A 22315-nucleotide genomic window follows, 5' to 3' on the forward strand; every position below is an offset into this window, starting at 1 on the left:
GCTCAGGCCCCGTCCTCGTCGTCGGTACCGTTCTCCGTGCCGTTCTCCGTGCCGACCGCGGCGTCCTCGGAGGTGCTCCCGGCCGCGCCGGCGAGCGCGTCCGGCCCCTCGGCGAGGAGCCGCTCGAACCCGGCCTCGTCGAGCACGGTCACCCCCAGCTGCTCGGCCTTGTCCAGCTTGGTGCCGGCGTTCTCGCCCGCCACCAGGAAGTGCGTCTTCTTCGACACGGAGCCGGAGGCCTTGCCGCCGCGCACCAGCACCGCCTCCTTCGCGGAGTCGCGGCTGAAGCGCTCGAGGGTGCCGGTGATCACCACGGTGGTGCCCTCGAGGGTCCGCGGCACGGACTCGTCCACCTCGTCCTCCATGCGCACGCCCGCGGCCGCCCAGCGCTCCACGATCTCCCGGCGCCACGGCTCGGCGAACCACTCGGTGAGGGCCGCGGCGATCACGGGCCCCACCCCGTCGGCCTGGGCCAGGGTCTCCTCGTCGGCGTCGCGGATGGCCGGCAGCGAGCCGAAGGCCGTGGCCAGGGAGCGGGCCGCGGTCGGGCCGACGTGCCGGACGGACAGGGCCACGAGCACGCGCCACAGCGGCTGCGCCTTGGCCTTCTCGAGCTCCTCGAACAGCTTGCGGGTGGTGGCGGTGGGCTCGGAGGGCTTCTTGGCCGTGCCCTTCGTCCAGAAGTAGGGCACGAGCTCGGTCTCGCCCGTGGGCGTGCCGCGCGACTTCTTCTCCCGCCGGATCCGCACCTCGCGCAGGTCCTCGGGGGTGAGGTCGAACAGGTGCGCCTCGCTGGTCAGCGGCGGGGTCTCCGGCTCGTCGGGCCGGGTCAGGGCGAGGGCGGCCTCGTAACCGAGGGCCTCGATGTCGAACGCGCCGCGGCCGGCGGCGTGGAAGACCCGCTCCCGCAGCTGGGACGGGCAGCTGCGGGCGTTGGGGCAGCGGATGTCGACGTCGCCCTCCTTGGCCGGGCGCAGCTCCGTGCCGCAGGACGGGCAGTGGGTGGGCATCACGAACTCGCGCTCCGTGCCGTCCCGCAGCGCCACCACGGGCCCCACGATCTCGGGGATCACGTCGCCCGCCTTGCGCAGCACCACGGTGTCCCCGATGAGCACGCCCTTGGCCCGCACCACGTCCTGGTTGTGCAGGGTGGCCATCTCCACGGTGGACCCGGCGACCCGCACCGGCTCCATGAGCCCGAACGGGGTGACCCGCCCGGTGCGGCCCACGTTGACCAGGATGTCCTTGAGCCGGGTGTGCACCTCCTCGGGCGGGTACTTGTAGGCCACGGACCAGCGGGGCACCCGGGAGGTGTGCCCGAGCCGGAACTGGGTGCGGCGGTCGTCGACCTTGACCACGATGCCGTCGATCTCGTGGATGAGGTCGTGGCGGCGGCGGCCGTACTCCTCGATGAACGCGAGGACGTCCTCCGTGGAGGGCAGCACGCGGTAGTACGGGCTGACGGGCAGGCCCCACCGCTCGAGCAGCTCGTAGACCTGGGACTGGGTGTCGGCGCGCAGGCCCGTGGCGGCGCCCACCCCGTGCACGTACATGGACAGCCGGCGCCGGGCCGTGACCGCCGGGTCCTTCTGCCGCAGCGAGCCCGCCGCGGCGTTGCGGGGGTTGGCGAAGGGCGCCCGGCCCTCGGCCACGATGGCGTCGTTGAGGGCGCGGAAGTCGCGGGAGGAGATGAACACCTCGCCGCGGATCTCGACCTCCTCGGGCACGTCCTCCCCCGTGAGCACGGTGGGGATGGTGGCGATGGTGCGCACGTTGTGCGTGACGTCCTCGCCCGTGGTGCCGTCCCCCCGGGTCGCGGCCCGCACGAGCTCGCCGTTCCGGTAGAGCAGGTTCACGGCCAGCCCGTCGATCTTCAGCTCGGTGAGCCACGCGGACTCCGGGGCGTCCGGCAGCGCCTCGATGGAGGCGGAGGCCTTCGCCAGCCAGGCCGTGAGCTCGTCGATCGAGAAGACGTCCTCGAGGGAGTACATCCGCGCGAGGTGCGTCACGGGCGTGAACGCCGCGGAGACCTCGCCGCCGACCTCCTGCGTGGGCGAGTCGTTGGCCACCAGCTCGGGGTGCAGCGCCTCGACCTCCTCGAGCCGCCGGTAGAGCTCGTCGTACTCCGCGTCCGAGATGGTGGGCGCGTCCTCGACGTAGTAGGCGGTCCGTGCCGCGCGCACCCGGTCCACGAGCTCCGCGTACTGCTCCTTGAGGTCCTCGCTGGGCGGGGCGGGGTTGAGGTCCTGGCCGGTGGCGTCGACGGGTCGTGCGTCTGTCCTCTGCTGTGGGCTCACCCGACCATTGTGGCCCACGCGCCGGACGCCACCGTCGACCGGGCCCGCGGCGGCGGGTCAGCCGTCCAGCCGCGCCACCGTCCCCGTGAAGTGCGGGCGCCTGCGCCGCGGGTCCCACCCGGCGAAGCGCGAGCCCCGCCAGCCGGGCCCCCGGCCGTCGTCGGTGATCGCGACCGCGACCGTGCCCGGGAGCAGGACCGGGGCCGCGAACTCCACCGTCCAGCGGAAGGGCGTCCCGGGCGGCACGCCCACCTCGGCGAGGGCGCGCGAGGCGGAGTACATGCCGTGGGCGATGGCGCCCTTCATGCCGAGCGCCCGGGCGCTCGGGCCGGAGAGGTGGATGGGGTTCCAGTCCCCGCTCACCGCGGCGTAGTCCCGCCCCGTGCCGGCCGCCAGGCGCCAGTGCCCGGTCGGCGCCGGCGGCACGGACTCCGCGCGCGGGGCGTCGTCGGCCGCCCCGGGCACGCGCACGTCCCGGGCGAGGTAGGTGGAGCGGCCCGTCCAGACGGTCTCGCCGTCCCGGCGCGCGAGGCGGGCGACGACGTCCACCTGCGCGCCGGAGCGGTGCGGGCGCAGCCGCTCGGCGGTGGCGGTGACCGTGAGGTGCTCCCCCACCGCCGCGGCCCGGAGGTGCTCGACCTCGTTGGCCAGGTGCACCATGCCGAGGACCGGCAGCGGGAAGTCCGGGCGGGTGAGCACGCTCATGGCCACGGGGAACGCCAGGGCGTGCAGGTGCCCGGAGAAGGCCTCGGTGCCGCCGGGGCCCTCGCGCAGCGGCGCCCCGACCGCGCGGCAGAACGCCTCGTGCCCGGCGGGGTCGACGACCACGTCCTCGACGACGTGCGCCACCGCCGGCAGCTCGAGCGGGGCGTCGCCGGTGCCGCGGCGCGCCCCGGCCGGCCGGCCGGGCAGCCGGCCGGACAGCCGGCCCGGCACCCGGTCGGCGAGGGCGCGCGGCAGCAGGTCCCCGGCCGCCCCCGCCGCCGCACGGGCGTAGAGCCCGCCCAGCGAGGGGACGCCGGGCAGGACCACGGTCTCGTGCCGGTCGGCGGCCATGCTCACGCCCCCACCAGGTTCTGGCCGCACACGCGCAGCGTCTGCCCGTTGACGCCGCCGGCGGCGTCCGAGGCGAGGAACAGCACGGCCTGGGCCACGTCCTCCGGCAGCCCGCCCTGCTGCAGGGAGTTCAGCCGGCGCGCGACCTGGCGGCGGGCCGCCGGGATCCGGGCGGTCATCTCCGTCTCGATGAACCCGGGGGCCACGGCGTTGATGCTGCCGCCGCGCCGGGCCAGCAGGGGCGCGGTGGCGGCGACCATCCCGATCACCCCGGCCTTCGAGGCGGCGTAGTTGGTCTGGCCGCGGTTGCCCGCCACACCGCTCGTGGAGGCCAGGCAGACGATCCGCGGCGCCTCGCCGAGGCCCTCCCCCGCCAGGAGCTGGTCGTTCATCCGCAGCTGCGACTCGAGGTTCACGGCCAGCACCGAGGCCCAGCGGGACTCGTCCATGTTGGCCAGCAGCTTGTCCCGGGTGATCCCGGCGTTGTGCACCACCACGTCCAGGTGCCCGAAGCGCTCCCGGGCGAGCCCGAGGATCCGCTCGCCGGCGTGCTCGTCCGTGACGTCGAGCTGGAGGGCCACGGCGTGGATCTCGTTGGCGAGGGCGGCCAGGGGCTCGCCCGCGGCGGGGACGTCCACGACGACGACGCGCGCGCCGGCGCCGGTGAGCGTGCGGGCGATCTGTGCGCCGATGCCGCGGGCGGCGCCGGTGACAGCGGCGACCCTGCCCCGCAGGGGGGCCTCCCAGTCCGCGGGCAGGGCCCCGGCGTCGTCGCCGACCGTCACGAACTGCCCGGAGACGAAGGCGCTGCGCCCGGAGAGCAGGAACCGCAGGGCGCCCAGCACGCTGGGGGCCTCGGGGGCGACGCCCTCGGCGAGCAGGACGCCGTTGGCGGTGGCCCCGCCGCGCATCTCCTGGGCGGTGGAGCGCAGCAGGCCGACGACGGCCTGGCGGGCCGCGGCGACGGCCGGGTCGAGCGGCTCCGCCGCCGCGGGCGTGGCCGAGGCCGCGCCCGTGCCGATGCCCGGGGCGGGCCGGGACACGGTGACCACCCGGCCGCCGGGGGCGAGCGAGCGGAGCGCCCCGCCCAGGCCGAGCGCGGGCTCGGCCAGCTCGGCGGGCCGGGCGAGCTCGGTCAGGGCCAGCACGACCGCGCCGAAGCGGTGGACGTCGTCGGGGTGGCGGCGCACGTCGAGGTCCCAGCCGAGCAGGGCCGCGGCGATCCGGTCGGCCTCCTCCCCCCGCCCCAGCACGAGGACGGGTCCGGGCACGAGCGGGTCCCCGGCGCGGTGGCGGCGCAGCCGGGCGGGGGCGGGCAGGCCGAGCTGCCGGGCGAGCCGGCCGCCGGGGCCGGAGCTGACGAGGTCGAGATAGGTGTCTGCCATGGGGTCGGGGTCCTTGCTGTGGGGGTCGGCGGGGTGTCGGGGGCGCGGGCTCAGCGGGCCTCGAGGACCGCGGTGACGCCCAGGCCGCCGGCGGCGCACACCGAGATGAGCCCGCGGGCGGGGCGGCCGGTCTCGTCGGCGCGCTCGCGCAGGAGCTTGGCGAGGGTGCCGACGATGCGCCCGCCGGTCGCGGCGAACGGGTGCCCGGCCGCGAGCGAGGAGCCCGTGACGTTGAGCCGGCTGCGGTCCACGGTGCCGAAGGCGCCGTCCAGGCCCAGCCGCTCGCGGCCGAACTGCTCGTCCTCCCACGCGGCGAGGGTCGCGAGCACGGTCGCGGCGAACGCCTCGTGGATCTCGACGAAGTCGAAGTCCTCGAGCGCCAGGCCCTGGCGGGCCAGCAGGCGGGGCACGGCGTAGGCGCCGGCCATCAGCAGGCCCTCGTCGCCGTGCACGAAGTCGACGGCGGCCGCCTCGACGTCCACGACGTCGGCGAGCACGGGCAGGGAGCGCTCCGCGGCCCAGTCCTCGGAGGCGAGCAGCACGGTGGAGGCGCCGTCGGTGAGGGGCGTGGAGTTGCCCGCCGTCATGGTGGCCCCGGCGTCGAGGGACTTCCCGAAGACCGGCTTGAGCCCGGCGAGCTTCTCGACCGTGCTGTCCGGGCGGAGGTTGTTGTCCCGGGACAGGCCGCGGAAGGAGGTGACGAGGTCGTCGAAGAACCCGCGCTCGTAGGCGGCCGCCAGGTTGCGGTGGCTCGCGGCGGCGAGCTCGTCCTGGGCCTCGCGGGAGATCCCCCAGCGGGCGGTGGTGAGGGCCTGGTGCTCTCCCATGGACAGCCCCGTGCGCGGCTCCCCCGTGCCGGGGGCCACCGGTTTGAGGTCGGCCGGGCGCAGGCCCGCGAGGGCCTTGAGCTTCTGCGGGGTGCTCTTGGCCCGGTTGAGCTCGAGCAGGCTCCGGCGCAGCCGCTCGCTCACCACGACGGGCGCGTCCGAGGCGGAGTCGACGCCGCCGGCGACGGCCGAGTCGATCTGGCCGAGCCGGATCTTGTTGACCAGCGTGGAGACGGCCTCCATGCCGGTGGCGCAGGCCTGCTGCACGTCGAAGGCCGGGGTGCGGGGGTCCAGGACCGAGCCGAGCACGGACTCGCGCGTGAGGTTGAAGTCCTTGGGGTGCTTGAGCACGGCGCCGGCGGCGACCTCGCCGATCCGCTCCCCGGCGAGGCCGTAGCGGGCGGCCAGCCCGTCCAGGGCGGCGGTGAGCATGTCCTGGTTGCCGGCGTTGGCGTAGGCGCCGTGCGCCCGGGCGAAGGGGATGCGGTTGGCGCCGATCACGACCGCACGGCGGGCCACGCCGGTGCGTCCGGCGCCGCTGGGGGTCGTGTGCTCGGCGGTGGGCTCGACGGTCTGCTCGGGGGTGGACTCGCTCACAGGTAACTCCTCGGTGGTGTTGTGATGATGATCACGTCACGAAAGACAATACCTGATACTCTGGGTATCGTGAAACAGGTCGACGCCACTGACTCCGCCGCCCCGGGCGGCACGCCCGCCACGGACGGACGCTCCTCCCGCTGGGCCCGGCACCGCGCGCAGCGCCGGATCGAGCTCATCCGCACGGCGCGCAGCGCCGTGGACGAGCTCGGCGCGCAGGCGTCCATGGAGGAGATCGCCACCGCGTGCCAGACCTCCAAGTCCGTCTACTACCGGTACTTCGGGGACAAGGCGGGACTGCAGAGGGCGGTCGGCGAGTACACCGTGACGCGGATGCGCGACCGGCTCGAGGAGGCGGCCCGCGCGGCCGGCTCCTTCGAGGACTCGGTCGAGGCGATGGTCGCGGAGTACCTGCTCAGCATCGAGCGCTCGGCGTCGGTGTACCGCTTCGTCGTGGCCCTCTCCCCCGACCCCGGGCGCTCGCGGCACGACCGGCACCGGGCCGAGCGGGCCCGCGGCGAGCGCTCCGGCAAGGAGGACGCCCCGGCCGGGGACGGCGGCGAGCGCTGGCTGATCCAGGAGTTCGCCGAGTCCGTCAGCGGGCTGCTCGCGGAGGCCCACGTGCACCACACCCCCGCCGAGCGCCGGCTCGAGGAGCCGGTGCTCAGCTACTGGGCCGCGTCCACGATCGGCATGGTCCGCGGCGCCGGCGAGGCCTGGATGAACACCCCCGAGGGCACGCGGCGACCGTCCCGCGAGCGGATGACGGAGCTGATCGTGGGCTGGGCCGTCGACGGCCTGCGCCCGCCCGGCGCACCCGTGCCGGAGCCCCCCTCGACCTGACCACCGCCCGGGCCGGCACGGACCCCGGCCGGCCCCACCACCCCGTGACCGCACCGGCCACCGCCGGTCACCCACGACAGGAGCGAACATGACCACCACCATCGACCGACCGACCACCGCCGCAGCCGGCTCCGCCGCCGGGCCCGCCACCGCGGACGGCGCCGGGCTCCCGGGGCCCGCCGTGGACGTCGCCGCCCTCGGCGAGGTGCTGCTCGGGCGCTGGGCCGAGGTCCGGCGCGAGACCCGCCGGATGCTGCTCGACGAGCGGCTGCACCAGCAGCCGGGCCTCACCCACCACGAGCACCGCGAGCGGGTCCTGGGCCAGCTGCACCTGCTGGTGGAGCACGGGGCGATGAGCCGCGGGCTGCCGGAGGAGTACGGCGGGCACAACGACCCGGGCGGCAACGTCTCGGGCTTCGAGGAGCTGCTGCTCGGGGACCCCTCGATGCAGATCAAGGCCGGGGTGCAGTGGGGCCTGTTCGGCTCCGCGGTGCTCAACCTCGGCACCGAGGAGCACCACCGGCGCTGGCTCGCGGACATCCGGGACCTGAAGATCCCGGGCGTGTTCGCGATGACCGAGATCGGCCACGGCTCCGACGTCGCCTCGATCGGCACCACCGCCACGTACGACCCCGCCACGGAGGAGTTCGAGATCCACACCCCCTTCACGGCGGCGTGGAAGGACTACCTCGGCAACGCCGCCGTGCACGGGCGCGCCGCCGTGGTCTTCGCCCAGCTGGTGACGCTCGGCGTGAACCACGGCGTGCACGCGTTCTGGGTGGACCTGCGGGACGCGGACGGGAACTTCCTGCCCGGCGTGGGCGGCGAGGACGACGGCCACAAGGGCGGGCTCAACGGGATCGACAACGGGCGGCTGCACTTCACCCGGGTGCGGGTCCCGCGCACGCACCTGCTGGACAAGTACGGGGCCGTGGCTCCGGACGGCACCTACAGCTCGCCCATCGCGAGCCCGGGCCGCCGGTTCTTCACGATGATCGGCACCCTGGTGCAGGGCCGGGTCTCCCTCGACGGCGCGGCCGTCCTGGCGAACAAGGCCGCGCTGAGCATCGCGATCCGCTACGGCAGCGAGCGCCGGCAGTTCAACGCGTCCTCCGACGTCCAGGAGGAGGTGCTGCTGGACTACCAGCAGCACCAGCGGCGGCTGCTGCCGCGGCTGGCGGAGACCTACGCCATGCACTTCGCCCACCAGGAGCTGCTGCACAAGTACGACGACGTCTTCTCCGGCCGCGAGGACACCGACGAGAACCGGCAGGACCTCGAGACGCTCGCCGCGGCCCTGAAGGCCCTGTCCACCTGGAGCGCCCTCGACACCGTCCAGGAGTGCCGCGAGGCCTGCGGCGGGGCGGGGTTCCTGACCAAGAACCGGCTCACCTCCCTGCGCCACGACCTGGACGTCTACGCGACGTTCGAGGGCGACAACACGGTGCTGCTGCAGCTCGTGGCCAAGCGGCTGCTCTCCGACTGGGCGGACGAGTTCAAGCACGTCGACGTGGGCGTGATGGCCCGCTACGTGGCCGGCCGGGCCACCGAGGCCACCTACCACCGGTCGGGGCTGCGCAAGCTCGGCCAGGCCTTCCGGGACACCGGGGACGTGCGCCGCTCGGTCAACGCCCTGCGCGAGGAGTCGGCGCAGCGCGCGCTGCTCACGGACCGGGTGCAGACCATGGTCGCCGAGATCGCGGAGAACCTGCGGCCCAGCGCCAAGCTCCCCCGCGCGGAGGCCGCGGCGCTGTTCAACGAGAACCAGCACAAGATCATCGCCGCGGCGCGCGCCCACGCGGAGCTGCTGCAGTGGGAGGCCTTCACCCGCGGCCTGGAGCAGGTCGCGGACCCGGGCACCCGCACCGTGCTCACCTGGCTGCGCGACGTCTTCGGGCTGCGGCTCATCGAGAAGAACCTCGCGTGGTACCTCTCCTACGGCCGGCTGTCCATGCGGCGCGGGCGCAGCCTCGACGAGTACATCGACCGGCTGCTCGCCCGCCTGCGCCCGCACGCCCTCGACCTCGTGGCCGCGTTCGAGCTCGAGCCGGAGCACCTGCGGGCCGAGATCGCCACGGGAATCGAGGCCCGGCGCCAGGAGGAGGCGGCCGAGCACTACCGGCGGCTGCGCGCCTCGGGCAGCGCGCCGGTCAAGGAGCGCACCCCGCGCCGGGAGACCGCCACGCCCGCCGCCGGGGCACCGGGCGAGAAGGCCCCGGAGGAGGCGAAGCGGGAGCGCCGCGCCGAGAAGCAGGCCGAGCGGCGCACGGAGCGCCGGGCGGAGCGCAAGCACGAGCGCCGGCTCGAGCTGAAGCCGTTGAAGAAGGCAGCGCAGCGGGCCGCGGCGTCCGCGCAGCGGGCGGCCGAGCCGGGCCGCAGGTCCGCGGAGGGCCGGGAGCCGGCGGAGGGCCGTGAGCCCGCCTCCGGCACCGCGCCGGCCGAGGGCGCTGCCGTGACCCAGGACGCCTGACCGGTCGGGCCCGCCGTCGCACGCCGTCACCGCAGGCGGGCCCGGCGGTGACGACGCCGCCCCGGAGGCCCCGGGGCGGCGTCGTCGTCCGGTCCCGCGGCGCGGGCGAGGACCGGGGAGGGCTGCGCCGTCGGCGGCCGGGACCCCGGCGGCTCAGCGGGGGACGGCGCCGGCGAGGAGGCCGTCGATCTGGCCCATGGCCTCCCGCATGCCCTCCTCCATGCCCATCGCGGACATATGCTCCAGCTGGTCCGCGCTCTCGAAGGTCGAGACCGTGGTCATCCGCGTCCCGCCGTCGACGGCCTCGAACGTCACGACGCCGTGGGTGGCCCCCAGCGCGGGGTCGGGCTCGCCGTCCTCGCTCGCGAAGCCGTCGTCGAACTCCAGCCGGTGCGGGGCGTCCACGGCGGTGACCGTCCACCAGCCCCGGGCCTTCTCCCCGTCGGGGCCGGTCATGTAGTAGCGGCACCGCCCTCCCTCGGCGAGCTCGTGCTCCTCGAAGGTGGCGGGCCACTCGGGCGGGCCCCACCAGCGCTCGAGCTGGCGCGGGTCGGCCCAGACCTCCCAGACCCGCTCGACGTCCGCGGCGAACTCCGCGACGAACGTCAGGGTCAGTGCCTCGGTGTCCTTGTGCACGTCGATGACCGGCATGTCATGCTCCCTTCCTCCTGGGCCCCGGGTCCCCCGGGGGCGTCTCCTCGGCGAGGAGGTCCTCGATGGCGCGGGCCCGCCCGCGCCAGATCTGCTCGTAGTCCGCCAGCAGCGCCGCCGCCCGGCGCAGCGTGGCCACCCCGGCGTGCACCACCTGCTCCCGGCCGCGCCGCTCCTTGGTGACCAGCGAGGCCCGCTCGAGCACCGCCACGTGCTTCTGCACGGCGGCGAAGCTCATCCGGTAGTGCGCGGCCAGCGCGGAGACCGACTGCTCCTGCCGCAGCACCCGCACCACGATGTCCCGTCGCGTCGAGTCCGCGAGGGCCTGGAAGATGCGGTCGACCTCGTCGTCCGTCAGCTCATTTCGTACAACCATTTGGTTGTATGTTAGGGCGCCCGGTGCCCCGGCGCAAGAGATCCGGGCCCCGGGACCAGATGTGACCTCCGGGGCCGCGGAGCGCTCAGTAGAGGCCCGCCGCGCCGGTCAGGTGGCGGTGCAGACCGTGGGCCACGATCGTGTTGCCCAGCGCGTTCAGGTGCCGGCGGTCCGCGGCGACCACCGAGCGCGGGGGCAGCCCCAGACCCAGCCACCGGCGGTCCGCGGGCGAGGCCCCGATCCGGTGGGCCCGCAGCGCCGCCAGGGACCAGAGACCGGGATCGCGCAGATCGGCCATGGTGTCGTAGAACCGGTCGCCGTACTCGGCCCGATGGGCCGCGTTCACCGCGCGCACCTGCTCCCACCCCGCGGTGCCGGGACGGTCGGCCGCGGTGTGCCAGTGGCCCATCACCACGGACGTGCCCGGCTCGACCCCCCACGCGGCACGGGTGTCGGAGAGCACCTGGTCCGGGTCCTCGATGTTGTTCTTGCCCGTCCACAGCAGGTGGACGTGGCCCCGGTGCTCCCCCTCCAGCGCCGTGCGCCAGCGGGCCTCCGACGCGGGCGCCACCTCGAGCTCGGCCCCCGGGACCGCCCGGCGCAGCACCACGTCCCCCTCGTCCCGCCCCACGGCCTGGATCGTGCACGGCAGACCGGAGACGGTGCCCGGGATCGCGAGGTGGACGCTGGGCACCCGGCCGTCCACGGTGGGCACGACCAGCGGCCCGTGGGCCGGGATCCGCCCCACCCCGTAGCCGGAGCCCAGCCGGGGCAGGTAGGGGTGGGCGCTGCTGCGCATCGCCAGGGTCTGCCACGACCGGTCGCCGCTGACCGCGCGCGAGGTCCCGGGCACCTCCAGCAGCTGCGAGAGCAGGTCGTCGATGCGCACCGCGGGGAAGCCCCGCGGGCGGTCCCGGTGGAGGGCGCTCGCCGCCGAGGAGGAGCCCCACAGCACGAACGGCCGCCGGCCGGCGGAGGGCTCCGCCAGGGCGCCCCCGAAGGCCCCGGAGGCGGCGAGCACCAAGCCGGAGAGAACGAACGAGCGGCGCGAGAGAACCATGTTCTCAAAGGTAAACAGGCCTGGTGGGAGCGGTGCCGTTGTGACGGATCATGATGCCCCCCACTTCGGGGGACGCGGCGTGCATGCGGCTCAGAAGCCGGGGGCGTACTCCCCCGGCCGCACGGCGTCGGCCACGATCACGGTGACGTTGTCCCGCCCCCCGGTGCGCAGCGCGGCCTGCAGCAGGACGTCGGCCGCCTCCTTCGGGTGGGGCACCGAGGCGAGCACCCGGGCCATGTGGGCGGGGCTCAGCTCGTTGGTCAGCCCGTCCGAGCACAGCATCAGCCGGTCCCCGTGCCGGGCCGGGAGCACCCACACGTCCGGCTCCCACACCTGGCCGGTGCCCAGGGCGCGGGTGATCACGTTGCGGCGCGGGTGCACGAGCGCCTGGGAGGCGGTGAGCTGCCCGATCGACACGAGGTACTGCACCTCGGAGTGGTCCACGGTCAGCTGCTCGATCCGCGGCCCGCCCTCGCCCTCGCCGGCCCGCCCCCCGGGCTGGGGCGAGACCAGCCGGTAGGTCCGGGAGTCGCCCGTGTTGAACACGACCCACAGCATGCGCCCGTCGATGCGCAGCAACCACACGCCGGTGACGGTGGTGCCCGCCCGGCCCTCGACCGCGTGCTGGATGTGCTGGTCCGCCTGCCACAGCACGGACCGGACCCGGCGGACGGCCTCGATCGCGTCCTCGGGGATCTCCGGGTCCAGCCGCAGCTCGCGCTCCACGACGGCGCGGAACCGGGCGATGTCCCGGGGCGGCTCCGGCTCGAGGACCTCGAAGGAGCGGAAGTCCTCCAGCTGGAACAGGGGGGACGCCCCGAGGGTGCGCACGCACAGGGCGCTGGCCACCTCACCGGCCTCGTGCCCGCCCATCCCGTCCGCCACGGCGCACATCGCGGCCGTGACCACCAGGGCGTCCTCGTTGGACTCCCGGCGCAGGCCCCGGTCCGTGGACGCGCCCGCGCGGATGACGAGGGGTGCGCTCATTCGAAGTCGACCTCCAGCCCGGGACCGGCGCCCTGGGAGAGCGCGACGGGCTGGACGTCGCCGAAGCCCCGCACGTTGCGGGTGGGCTGCGGCAGGAGGATGAAGCGGTCGTCGCCGGAGAGCACCGCGGCGGTCGAGGCGTCCACGAGCACGGAGCCCGGCTCGGTCAGCGACACGAGCCGGGAGGCGAGGTTCACCGTGGGCCCGTAGATGTCCCCGAGCCGCGGCAGCACCCGCCCCCAGACGAAGGCCACGCGCGCCTGCGGCAGCTCGGGGTCGTCCCGGATGGCGCGGGCCAGGGCCAGGGAGATCTGGGCCCCGCCCTCGGGGGTCTCGGCGAGGAACATGACCTCGTCCCCGATGGTCTTGATGAGCCGGCCGCCGCCCACGGCGATCACCTCGGCGCAGCGGTTCTCGAAGCGCTGCACGAGGTTCGCCAGGGTCCGTTCGTTCATCTGCCGGGACAGCGAGGTGTAGGAGACCAGGTCCGCGAAGCCCACCCCGCGCGCGAGCGGGAGGACGGCGGACGCCCCGTCGTCGGACGTGGGACCGGTGGCGGTCGAGCCGTCCGGGCGCTCCACGCGCATCGCGAGCCGCTGCACGGCGGCGTTCATCTGCCGCCGCCACGAGTAGACGAGGAGGTTCTCGATCGCGTCGATGAGGTCGGGCAGCAGGTGCAGCAGCTGCCGCCGGGCGGCGGCGTCGGTCATGCCCCGGTGGACGACCATGTCCTCGACGAGCGCCTCGACCTGCCACACGACCATGCGGTCGGTCATCTGCCCGATCGAGCGCACCAGGGACAGCGCCGCCTCCTCGGTGACCTTCTCCTCGAGGACCATGGTGGACAGCACCCGGAGGGCCTCGGAGTCCTGCTCGGTGAACCAGAGGTCGTCGTCGGTGAGGTTCGGGAAGCCCAGGGCCCGCCACACCTTCCGCGCGGACAGCAGGGACAGCCCGCCCCGGCGCGCGGCCTCCCGGCGGCGCAGGTCGCGCTCGGAGCCCAGGAGGGTCTGCTCGAGGGCCTGCACGGCGGCCTTGGACTCGTCCGAGCGGTACAGGTTGGCCTGGACGGGGTTGTGCAGGTTCAGGTTCAGCTGTGCCGTCTGGGGGCCGAGCTCCGGCTCGCCCTGGTTCTCCGGGTCCTCACTCGCCACACGTCACTCCTGTTCCTGGTGGACGGCCCGCCGGTTCCACGGTCGGCGCGGGGCGCCGGACGGGCCCGGGCGTGGTGCCACGACCGCGTCGCGGTCCACTCTAGTGGGACGGAGCCACGGCGCACCCCCACCGGGACCGGGATCCCCCGCCCGGCCGGCGCCGCCGCCCGCCGCCCACTCGTCCTCGGCGGCCCGGCGGATCAGCCCGGCCAGGCGCTGCGCCTCCGGGGCGTGCTCCAGGCGCAGGCCGCCGAAGGGCCCGAAGTCGGCCACGACGCGCCCGTCGTGCCGGCCCAGGGCCGGACCGCGCCGGCGCTCCACCGAGACCCGGCGCAGCTGCTGCAGGGGCAGCGACACGGTCCTGCGGGCCCCGCCGGGGCGCAGCAGCACGAGGTGGCGGGTGGTGAGCACGTAGCGGGTGCGCCACCACCGCACCAGCGGGCGCAGGCAGCTGCGGAGCACCACCCAGCCGGCCGCCACGAGCAGGGTGAGCTCCACCCCGGCGTGCACCGTGGTCCACGGCTCCGCCACGGGGCGCCAGCGCAGCTCGAGGGCCCGCTGGGCGAAGGAGAGCGCGAACACCGTGAGCAGCAGCACCAGGAAAGGCCGGGTCAGCCGGGCGCCGTGGGCCCGCGTGGACACGAGCACGCGCTCCCCGGGCTGCAGGGCGGGGCGGGCGGGCACGCTCAGACCGTCCCGGGGGCGTCCGGGGCCGGGCGCAGGTGCACCACGTCGCCCGCCGTCACCTCGCGCTCGGCGCCGCCGTCCTCGCGCACCAGCAGGCCCCCGTGCTCGCCGAGGCCCGTCGCGGTGCCCGTGACGGGGGCGGCCCCGCCGGGCAGCTCGGCGCGCACCGGGCGGCCGATGGTCTCCATCCGCTCCGTGACCCGGGCGCGCAGCGGCCCGCCCGGGCCCACGGCGGCCTCCGGGTCCGCGCAGAACTGCAGGTAGACGGGGACGAACGCGCCCAGCACGGCCCGCAGGACGGCGGCGCGCTCGACCTCGCGGCCGGTGGCGCGCCGGACGGACGTGGCCGTGTCCACGGGCAGCTCCTGCTGGGCGACGTTGATGCCCGTGCCCAGGACCACCGCCGGCGGGTGCTGCCCGTCCAGCACGAGACCTGCGAGCAGGCCGGCCGCCTTGCGCCCGTCCACCAGGACGTCGTTGGGCCACTTGATCCGTGCGCCGGCCGCCGCGAGCCCGTCCAGGGCGTCGACGACGGCCGCGGCCATCAGCAGGGTCAGCCACGGGAAGTGCTGGGTGGGCAGCGGGCGGCCGCGCGCGTCGGCCGGGCGCAGCAGGAGGCTGAAGGTCAGCGCGGTGCCGGGCTCGGTGGTCCACACCCGGTCCAGCCGGCCGCGCCCGGCGCTCTGGTGGCCGGTGAGCACGAGGGACAGGTCGGTCCACGGCCGGTCCGGGCGGGGCCCGCGCGCCTGCCGGGTGACGGCGGCCGTCAGGTGCTCGTTCGTGGAGCCGACCTCGTCGAGGACGTCGATCCGCCCCAGACCGAGGCCCGCCAGGGCCGCGAGCAGGGCGGGCTCGCGCAGGTCGGCGGCGCAGGGGTCGGGCACGGTGCTCCTCGGGTCGGTCGTCACGGGTCGGTCGTCACGGGCGGGTCCGCACGGGCCGGGGCGGTCGGTGCTGTCCGGCCGGGCGCCGTCCGCGTAGTGTTCGGACCACATCCACAGTAGTAGCCCCGTTCCCCGGGAACCGGCTGGACGGTCCCGTCCGGCCGGGCGGGGCCGCGGCACGACCCCCGGGAGAGCCACCGTGAACGCAGCCGAGAACCGCACGACCTTCGCCGTCACCTACGTCTACGGCGGGCCCGCCGACGTCCTGGCCGCGCGCCGGCCGGAGCACCGCCAGTACCTCGGCGGGCTCGTGGAGCAGGGGCACCTGCTCGCGTCCGGTCCCTTCGACGACGACGGCGCGCCCGGCGCGCTGCTGGTCTTCGCCGCCGAGGACGCCGGGGCGGTGGAGCGGCTCACCGACGAGGACCCGCTGGTGCGCCACGGGGTGGTCACCGAGCGGACCGTCCGCCCCTGGAAGGTGGTCCTCGGCAGCGTCGGCTGAGCACCGTCCCGTGTCCCCCGGACCCGGGCACGGATTTTGTAGGAGTTCTACAACGGAGGCCCCCGCGGCCGCGGACTAGAGTGAGCAGGTCCCCTGACCACCCCGGACCGGACCGATCGGCCCGCCGGGCCGGCCGCGTACCAGACCACGAGGTGCCTGTGACCCACGACCTGACGACCACCGCCGGCAAGATCGCCGACTTCCACGACCGCAGGGCCCGCTCCGAGGTGCCCGCGGGGCAGGCGGCGGTCGAGAAGCAGCACGCCCGCGGGAAGAACACCGCCCGCGAGCGCGTGGAGATGCTCCTGGACGAGGACTCGTTCGTGGAGTTCGACGCCCTCGCGACCCACCGCTCGACCGCCTTCGGGATGGCGTCGAAGAAGCTGCCCGGCGACGGCGTGGTCAGCGGCTACGGCACGGTGGACGGGCGCCTGGTGGCGGTCTACTCCCAGGACTTCGCGGTCTTCGGCGGGTCGCTGTCCCAGGTCAACGGGGAGAAGATCGTCAAGGTCCAGAAGTTCGCCCTGCGCAACGGCTGCCCGGTCATCGGGATCAACGACGGCGGCGGGGCGCGGATCCAGGAGGGCGTGGCCTCCCTGGCCATGTTCGCGGACATCTTCAACATGAACGTCCGCTCCTCCGGGGTGGTCCCGCAGATCTCGCTGATCATGGGCCCGTGCGCGGGCGGGGCGGCCTACTCCCCCGCCCTGACCGACTACATCGTGATGGTCGACAAGACCTCGCACATGTTCATCACCGGCCCGGACGTCATCAAGACGGTCACGGGCGAGACGGTGGACATGGAGACGCTGGGCGGGGCGCGCCAGCACAACGCGACGACCGGCACGGCCACGTACCTCGCCGAGGACGAGCAGGACGCGCTGGACTTCGTGCACGAGCTGCTCGAGTTCCTGCCGGCGAACAACCTGCAGGAGGCGCCCCTGGTGGACCACGACCAGGAGGACGAGGTCACCGACCAGGACCTCGCCCTGGACGTGCTGGTCCCCGACTCCGCGAACCAGCCCTACGACATGCGCGCGGTGGTCGAGGCGATCGTCGACGACGGGCACTTCCTGGAGATGCAGGCCCTCTACGCCCCCAACGTGATGATCGGCTACGCCCGGGTCGAGGGGCACACCGTGGGCGTCGTGGCGAACCAGCCCATGCAGTTCGCCGGCACCCTGGACATCGCGGCCTCCGAGAAGGCGGCCCGGTTCGTGCGCCACTGCGACGCGTTCAACGTCCCGATCCTCACCCTCGTGGACGTGCCCGGTTTCCTGCCCGGCACCGACCAGGAGTTCAACGGCATCATCCGGCGCGGCGCCAAGCTGCTCTACGCCTACGCCGAGGCGACCGTCCCGCTGGTCACCCTGATCACCCGCAAGGCCTACGGCGGGGCCTACATCGTGATGGGCTCCAAGAAGCTCGGCGCGGACGTCAACCTGGCCTGGCCCACCGCGCAGATCGGCGTGATGGGCGCCCAGGGCGCCGTGGAGATCCTCTACCGCCGGGACCTCAAGGCCGCCGCGGACAACGACGAGGACGTCGAGGCGCTGCGCGCCGAGCTGGTGCGCAAGTACGAGGAGAGCCTGCTCAACCCCTACCAGGCCGCCGAGCTGGGCTACGTGGACGCGGTGATCTCCCCGTCCGAGACCCGGGTGCAGGTGCTCAAGGCCCTGCGGGCCCTGCGCGACAAGCGGGCGTCGATGCCCACCAAGAAGCACGGGAACATCCCGCTGTGACCTCCCGTGAGCCCGCCGAGGGCACCCCGTCCCTGCGCTTCACGGCCGGCAGCCCCACGCCGGAGGAGATCGCCGCCGTCACGGCCGTCCTGCTCGCGCGCCGGCACGCGGGCGAGGAGGACGCGAAGGGCTCCCCGGGGCGCCGGGACCAGTTCCGCCGGATGCGGCTGGGCCTGAAGCTGCGTCCGGGCCGCGGCGCGTGGCGGCGGACCCGGCCGGAGGAGTGACCCGCACGCCGTGACCCGCACGCCGTGACCCGCACGCCGTGACCCGGGTGGAGCCCGGTCACGGCTCCCGGGGGATCCGCGGGGAGACGACGAGCGCCACCGCGATGCCCGCCAGGGCGAGCACCGCCGTCACCGCCCACGTCAGGTCCCAGGAGCCAGTCGCCTGCGCGACCGAGGCGACCGCGGGCGGGCCGGCGAACTGGCCCAGGGCGTTGAACTGCTGGCCCAGGCCCAGCGTGGTGGCCACCGTGGTGGGGGTGGGCGCGACGCGCATGAGGCTGGCGATCGCCGTGGTCGGCACCACTCCCCCCACCGCGGAGAACACCAGGACCGCGCCGTACCGGGCGCCGAAGCGCACGCCCTCGTCCAGCAGCGGGGCGATCCCGAACGCGACCACGGCGGCCAGGCCCAGCACGGCGAAGCCCGTGCACCACAGCACCACGGGGCGCACCCCGCGATGCAGGGCCCGGCCCGCGCCCAGGTTGCCCACCACGTTGACCCCCGCGGCGAGCGCGCTGAGCCCCGCGGCGGCGCCCGCCGCGATCCCGGCCTCGGCGTACATGGAGGGCAGGAACTGCACCACCCCGTTCCACTGGGCGGTGTAGAGCCCGAAGACCGCGGCCACGAGCCACGGCCCCGGTGCGCGCAGGGTCAGCCCGAGGCGCTGCCGCACCCCGTGCACCACCGTGTGGGCCGGGTCCGGCGGGAGCACGGCGAGCACCAGCACGCCCAGGAGCGCGGAGCCGGCCGCGGCGGCCGCCCACCAGGTGCGCCAGCCGAGGGCCTCGCTGAGCAGCCCGCCGAGGAGCAGGGAGAGGGCCGCGGCGACCGGGATGTGGCAGCCCCACAGCCCCACCAGCAAGGACACCCGGGCCGGGGCCACGGTGCGCCGGATCAGGGCCGGGGCGCAGATCGACACGAGCATGAACCCCACGCCCTCCAGCACCCGGGAGCCCAGCAGCGGGCCGTACCCCGTGGAGAGCCGTCCCGTCACGGAGCCCGCGGTGAGCAGGCCCAGCCCGAGCACCAGCCCCCGGCGCAGGCCGATCCGGTCCCCGGACAGACCCACCACCACGCCGAGCAGCATGCCTGCCACCTGCACGGTGGAGAGCAGGAACCCGCCCTGCACCAGGCTCAGGCCGAGCTCGGCGGAGAGCACGGGCAGCGCCGGGGCCAGCTTCCACACGTGCAGGGCGCCCACCACCCCCGCGACCACCACGAGCAGGGCGGGCCCGGTCCCGGCGGTCCCCGAGGGCCCGGCCGGGACGGTCGCGGGGGGCGCGGAGTTCGCGCGCGGCGCAGCAGCGGACATGCTCCGCAGTCTAGGGAGCGCCCGGCGCTACTGTGACGTGCATGACCGATCAACGGCCCGACCCCCTGACCGGCGCCGGCCCCGCGCCCCTCGGCACGGGGCGGCGCGAGCCCACGGACGTGGACGCCGTGGCCGAGCGCTGGTTCGCGCGCACCATGGAGCTGGACCCGGCCCAGGCCACCGTGCACGGCTTTCCCGGGCACGAGACCGAGTACCGCGACTTCGGGCCCGAGGGCCTGGAGGCCCACGCCGACGCCGCCCGCCGGACGCTGGCGGAGCTCGAGCGCGCGGCCCCGGTCGACGACGTCGACCGGATCACCGGCCACGCCCTGCGCGAGCGCCTGGGCCTGGACCTGCTCCTGCACGAGGAGGGGCTGCGGGGCTGGGAGGTCAACAACATCTCCTCCCCGGTGCAGGAGATCCGGGAGGTCTTCGACGACCTGCCCCGGAGCACCGCCGAGGACTGGGCGCACCTCGCCGGCCGGCTGCGCGCCGTGCCCGCCGCCGTGGACTCCTACGTCCTGGGCCTGCGGCACGCCCGCTCCCTCGGCCGCTCGGCCTCCGCGGCGCAGCTGCGCAACGCCGCCCGGCAGTGCACCGGCTACGCGGCGCGCCACGGCTTCTTCGACCGGCTGGCGCGCAGCCCCCGCGTCCCCGAGGCGCTGCAGCAGCAGGTCGGGGAGGCGGCCGAGGCGGCGCGGCACGCCTACCGGGGCCTCGCCGCCGTGCTGGGCAGGGAGCTCGCCGCGGACGCGCCCCGCACGGACGCGGTGGGACCGGACGTGTACACGCTGCGCCTGCAGGAGTTCCTGGGCGCCGTCCTGGACCCGGCCACGGTCTACGCGTGGGGCGTGGAGCAGCTGCGCACGATCGTGGCGGAGCAGGAGCAGCTCGCCCGCCGGATCGCCCCCGGCGCCACGGTCGCCGAGGCCATGGCGGCCCTGGACGCCGACCCGGCGCGGCAGCTGCACGGCACCGACGCGCTGCAGGCGTGGATGCAGGACCTCTCCGACGCCGCCGTGGACGCCCTCGCGGACACGCACTTCGAGCTCACCGGTCCCATGCGCCGGCTCGAGTGCCGCATCGCCCCGACCCACGACGGCGGGATCTGGTACTCGATGCCCAGCGCCGACTTCTCCCGCCCCGGGCGCATGTGGTGGTCCGTGCCCGAGGGCACCCGGAGCTTCACCACGTGGGAGGAGACCACGACCGTCTACCACGAGGGCATTCCCGGCCACCACCTGCAGTTCTCCACCGCGCTCGCCAACTCGGGCGAGCTCAACCGGTGGCGGCGGATGGGCGTGTGGGTCTCGGGCCACGGGGAGGGCTGGGCGCTGTACGCCGAGCGGCTCATGGACGAGCTGGGCCACCTGCAGGACCCCGGGGACCGGATGGGGATGCTGGACGCCCAGCGGCTGCGGGCGGCGCGGGTGGTGTTCGACGTCGGCTTCCACTGCGGCTACCGGATCCCCGCGGAGCTCGGGGACGCCCTCGGCGGGGCCCGCCCCGGCGAGGTCTGGACGCCCGAGGACGGCTGGCAGTTCCTGCGCTCGAACATCGTGATGGCGGACCCGATGCTGCGCTTCGAGTGGATGCGCTACATGGGCTGGCCCGGGCAGGCGCCGTCCTACAAGGTGGGCCAGCAGCTGTGGGAGCAGGCGCGGGAGGCGGCCCGCGCCGCGGCGGGCCCGGAGTTCCTGCTCAAGGACTTCCACACCCGCGCCCTGCGGGTCGGCTCGGTGGGCCTGGACACCCTGCGGTACGCGCTCGCCCTGTGACCTCCGTCATTCCGGCGTCACATTTCGTCACCGTCATTCGGTGTTGTATATTTCTGCGCCCTATCGTGGCCACATGATTTCCGCAGAAAGTACTCGACGGCTGCCCCGGTGGATGACCTCCTTCGGCCCGCAGATCGTGCTCGCCCTCCTCCTGGGCGTGGTCCTGGGCACCGTGGCCGACGCCCTGGGCGGCGACCCCGACACGGACCCCAACTGGCTGATGACCGCCCTGGACACCATCGGCACCAGCTACGTCAGCCTGCTCAAGGCCGCCGTGGTCCCGCTCATCGTGACCGCGGTGATCTCCTCGATCGCCAACCTGCGGGAGGTCTCCAACGCCGCCCGGCTCGCGTGGAAGACGCTGCTGTGGTTCGGGATCACCGCCCTGATCGCCGTGACGGTCGGCCTGGTGCTCGGCCTGGTCGTCCAGCCCGGCGCCGGCAGCGGCGCGGCCGCGCCCGCCGAGGCGTACACCGGGACGCAGGGCTCGTGGCTGGGCTTCCTCACCGGCCTGGTCCCCGCCAACTTCCTGGGCCTGCAGGTCTCCTCCTCCGTGGTGGACCCGGAGACCGTCCAGACCTCCCTCGGCTTCAACGTGCTGCAGGTGCTCGTGGTCTCGGCCGCCGTCGGCATCGCGGCGCTCAAGGTGGGCGCCCCCGCCGAGCCCTTCCTGGCCGTGGTCCGGGCCGCGCTCGCCGTGGTGCAGAAGGTGGTCTGGTGGATCATCCGCCTCGCCCCGCTGGGCACCCTCGGGCTCATCGGCCGGGCCGTGTTCGAGTACGGCTGGACCTCGATGGGCGGGCTCCTGGCGTTCGTCGCCACCGTCTACGCCGGCCTGCTGGTCGTGGCGTTCGTGGTCTACCCGGCCCTGGTCAAGGCGCACGGGCTCTCCGTCCGGCAGTACTTCTCCGGCGTGTGGCCGGCCGTGCAGCTGGGCTTCGTCTCCCGCTCCTCGGTCGGCACCATGCCCCTGACGCAGCGCGTCACCGAGCGCAGCCTCGGCGTGCCCCGCGCCTACGCGTCCTTCGCCGTGCCGCTCGGGGCCACCACCAAGATGGACGGCTGCGCCGCGGTCTACCCCGCGATCGCCGCCCTGTTCGTCGCGCAGTTCTACGGGATCGAGCTGGACGTCACGCACTACGTGCTCATCGCGCTCGTGTCCGTGCTGGGCTCCGCGGCGACCGCCGGCACCACGGGCGCCACCGTGATGCTCACCCTGACCCTGTCCACGCTGGGCCTGCCGCTCGACGGCGTGGGCCTCCTGCTGGCCGTGGACCCGATCATCGACATGGGCCGCACCGCGCTCAACGTGGCGGGACAGGCCCTGGTGCCCACGATCGTCGCCCACCGCGAGGGGCTGCTGGACCGGGAGCTCTACGACGCCCCGCGCTCCGGCGACCCCTTCACACCCGAGGACGCCGCCCCCGAGGACGCCGCTCCCGAGGAGGCCGCGGCGACCGGGGTCCGCTGAGCCCCTCGC

The 22315-nt window shown here is 75.0% G+C and carries 19 protein-coding genes; 7 read left to right on the top strand and 12 right to left on the bottom strand.

Translation table 11 applies throughout. From position 1 onward, the window contains the following. Positions 1–2: 2 nt before the first annotated feature. Genes ligA through H488_RS29730 form a run of 4 tightly spaced genes read right to left on the bottom strand, consistent with a single transcriptional unit; the run spans position 3 to position 6162 of the window. A complete protein-coding gene (gene ligA, locus H488_RS29715) occupies positions 3–2297 on the bottom strand; it encodes an NAD-dependent DNA ligase LigA (protein ID WP_017833835.1) in 2295 nt (764 codons plus the stop codon). Positions 2298–2354: 57 nt separating this feature from the next. Continuing rightward, complete coding sequence (locus tag H488_RS29720; RefSeq protein WP_031283186.1) at positions 2355–3353, bottom strand: MaoC/PaaZ C-terminal domain-containing protein; 999 nt, start codon at positions 3351–3353, stop codon at positions 2355–2357. A gap of 2 nt (positions 3354–3355) precedes the next feature. After that, positions 3356–4738, bottom strand: a complete 1383-nt coding sequence (locus tag H488_RS29725; protein ID WP_017833837.1) for a 3-oxoacyl-ACP reductase — start codon at positions 4736–4738, stop codon at positions 3356–3358. A gap of 50 nt (positions 4739–4788) precedes the next feature. Beyond that, positions 4789–6162, bottom strand: a complete 1374-nt coding sequence (locus tag H488_RS29730; protein WP_017833838.1) for an acetyl-CoA C-acetyltransferase — start codon at positions 6160–6162, stop codon at positions 4789–4791. A 69-nt stretch (positions 6163–6231) separates the two neighbouring features. Between H488_RS29730 and H488_RS29735 the strand changes: the two genes are divergently transcribed. Further along, a complete protein-coding gene (locus tag H488_RS29735; RefSeq protein ID WP_017833839.1) occupies positions 6232–7005 on the top strand; it encodes a TetR/AcrR family transcriptional regulator in 774 nt (257 codons plus the stop codon). Between the two features lie 88 nt (positions 7006–7093). After that, positions 7094–9475: an acyl-CoA dehydrogenase family protein gene (locus H488_RS29740; protein WP_017833840.1), complete on the top strand. Its 2382-nt coding sequence runs from the start codon at positions 7094–7096 to the stop codon at positions 9473–9475. A gap of 153 nt (positions 9476–9628) precedes the next feature. Here H488_RS29740 and H488_RS29745 read toward each other — a convergent pair whose 3' ends face one another. The 7 genes from H488_RS29745 to H488_RS29770 form a co-directional block, all read right to left on the bottom strand. After that, complete coding sequence (locus H488_RS29745; protein WP_017833841.1) at positions 9629–10126, bottom strand: SRPBCC family protein; 498 nt, start codon at positions 10124–10126, stop codon at positions 9629–9631. Position 10127: 1 nt separating this feature from the next. After that, positions 10128–10502, bottom strand: a complete 375-nt coding sequence (locus H488_RS29750; RefSeq protein ID WP_031283191.1) for an ArsR/SmtB family transcription factor — start codon at positions 10500–10502, stop codon at positions 10128–10130. 85 nt (positions 10503–10587) lie between these two features. Then, a complete protein-coding gene (locus tag H488_RS29755) occupies positions 10588–11562 on the bottom strand; it encodes a hypothetical protein (protein ID WP_017833843.1) in 975 nt (324 codons plus the stop codon). A 90-nt stretch (positions 11563–11652) separates the two neighbouring features. Continuing rightward, positions 11653–12549 carry a PP2C family protein-serine/threonine phosphatase gene (locus H488_RS29760; protein WP_017833844.1) on the bottom strand — a complete coding sequence of 299 codons (897 nt, stop codon included), beginning with the start codon at positions 12547–12549 and terminating at the stop codon, positions 11653–11655. Further along, entirely contained in the window at positions 12546–13703 is a 1158-nt protein-coding gene (locus H488_RS29765; RefSeq protein ID WP_017833845.1) for an adenylate/guanylate cyclase domain-containing protein, read from the bottom strand. The genes H488_RS29760 and H488_RS29765 overlap by 4 nt, the downstream gene beginning before the upstream one ends. Positions 13704–13706: 3 nt before the next feature. Next, entirely contained in the window at positions 13707–14387 is a 681-nt protein-coding gene (locus H488_RS0118525; RefSeq protein ID WP_017833846.1) for a hypothetical protein, read from the bottom strand. A gap of 2 nt (positions 14388–14389) precedes the next feature. Continuing rightward, on the bottom strand, positions 14390–15274 hold the full coding sequence (locus tag H488_RS29770; protein ID WP_031283192.1) for a biotin--[acetyl-CoA-carboxylase] ligase: 885 nt from the start codon (positions 15272–15274) through the stop codon (positions 14390–14392). Positions 15275–15473: 199 nt separating this feature from the next. Here H488_RS29770 and H488_RS29775 point away from each other — a divergent pair, with 199 nt between their 5' ends. The 3 genes from H488_RS29775 (at position 15474) to H488_RS29785 (ending at position 17745) form a co-directional block, all read left to right on the top strand. Further along, a complete protein-coding gene (locus H488_RS29775; protein WP_017833848.1) occupies positions 15474–15776 on the top strand; it encodes a YciI family protein in 303 nt (100 codons plus the stop codon). A 158-nt stretch (positions 15777–15934) separates the two neighbouring features. Then, positions 15935–17518, top strand: a complete 1584-nt coding sequence (locus H488_RS29780; RefSeq protein WP_017833849.1) for an acyl-CoA carboxylase subunit beta — start codon at positions 15935–15937, stop codon at positions 17516–17518. Then, positions 17515–17745, top strand: a complete 231-nt coding sequence (locus H488_RS29785; RefSeq protein WP_017833850.1) for an acyl-CoA carboxylase subunit epsilon — start codon at positions 17515–17517, stop codon at positions 17743–17745. Before H488_RS29780 ends, H488_RS29785 begins: the two co-directional genes overlap by 4 nt. Positions 17746–17803: 58 nt before the next feature. Here the strand turns inward: H488_RS29785 and H488_RS29790 are convergent, their stop codons facing one another. After that, entirely contained in the window at positions 17804–19057 is a 1254-nt protein-coding gene (locus H488_RS29790) for an MFS transporter (RefSeq protein WP_017833851.1), read from the bottom strand. A 41-nt stretch (positions 19058–19098) separates the two neighbouring features. Between H488_RS29790 and H488_RS29795 the strand changes: the two genes are divergently transcribed. Then, positions 19099–20835 carry a DUF885 domain-containing protein gene (locus tag H488_RS29795; protein ID WP_017833852.1) on the top strand — a complete coding sequence of 579 codons (1737 nt, stop codon included), beginning with the start codon at positions 19099–19101 and terminating at the stop codon, positions 20833–20835. A 73-nt stretch (positions 20836–20908) separates the two neighbouring features. Then, on the top strand, positions 20909–22306 hold the full coding sequence (locus H488_RS29800) for a dicarboxylate/amino acid:cation symporter (protein WP_043739099.1): 1398 nt from the start codon (positions 20909–20911) through the stop codon (positions 22304–22306). Positions 22307–22315 lie beyond the last annotated feature (9 nt).

Source organism: Kocuria sp. UCD-OTCP, from assembly GCF_000349605.1.
In the GTDB taxonomy this organism is placed as follows: Bacteria; Actinomycetota; Actinomycetes; order Actinomycetales; family Micrococcaceae; genus Kocuria; species Kocuria rosea.

Bases quoted from the DNA above. Each gene is read 5' to 3' on its own strand.
- H488_RS29720 (WP_031283186.1), bottom strand. From the start codon at position 3,353: ATGGCCGCCGACCGGCACGAGACCGTGGTCCTGCCCGGCGTCCCCTCG.
- H488_RS29760 (WP_017833844.1), bottom strand. From the start codon at position 12,549: ATGAGCGCACCCCTCGTCATCCGCGCGGGCGCGTCCACGGACCGGGGC.
- H488_RS29790 (WP_017833851.1), bottom strand. From the start codon at position 19,057: ATGTCCGCTGCTGCGCCGCGCGCGAACTCCGCGCCCCCCGCGACCGTC.
- H488_RS29755 (WP_017833843.1), bottom strand. From the start codon at position 11,562: ATGGTTCTCTCGCGCCGCTCGTTCGTTCTCTCCGGCTTGGTGCTCGCC.
- H488_RS29795 (WP_017833852.1), top strand. From the start codon at position 19,099: ATGACCGATCAACGGCCCGACCCCCTGACCGGCGCCGGCCCCGCGCCC.
- H488_RS29740 (WP_017833840.1), top strand. From the start codon at position 7,094: ATGACCACCACCATCGACCGACCGACCACCGCCGCAGCCGGCTCCGCC.
- H488_RS29745 (WP_017833841.1), bottom strand. From the start codon at position 10,126: ATGCCGGTCATCGACGTGCACAAGGACACCGAGGCACTGACCCTGACG.
- H488_RS29800 (WP_043739099.1), top strand. From the start codon at position 20,909: ATGATTTCCGCAGAAAGTACTCGACGGCTGCCCCGGTGGATGACCTCC.
- H488_RS29725 (WP_017833837.1), bottom strand. From the start codon at position 4,738: ATGGCAGACACCTATCTCGACCTCGTCAGCTCCGGCCCCGGCGGCCGG.
- H488_RS29750 (WP_031283191.1), bottom strand. From the start codon at position 10,502: ATGGTTGTACGAAATGAGCTGACGGACGACGAGGTCGACCGCATCTTC.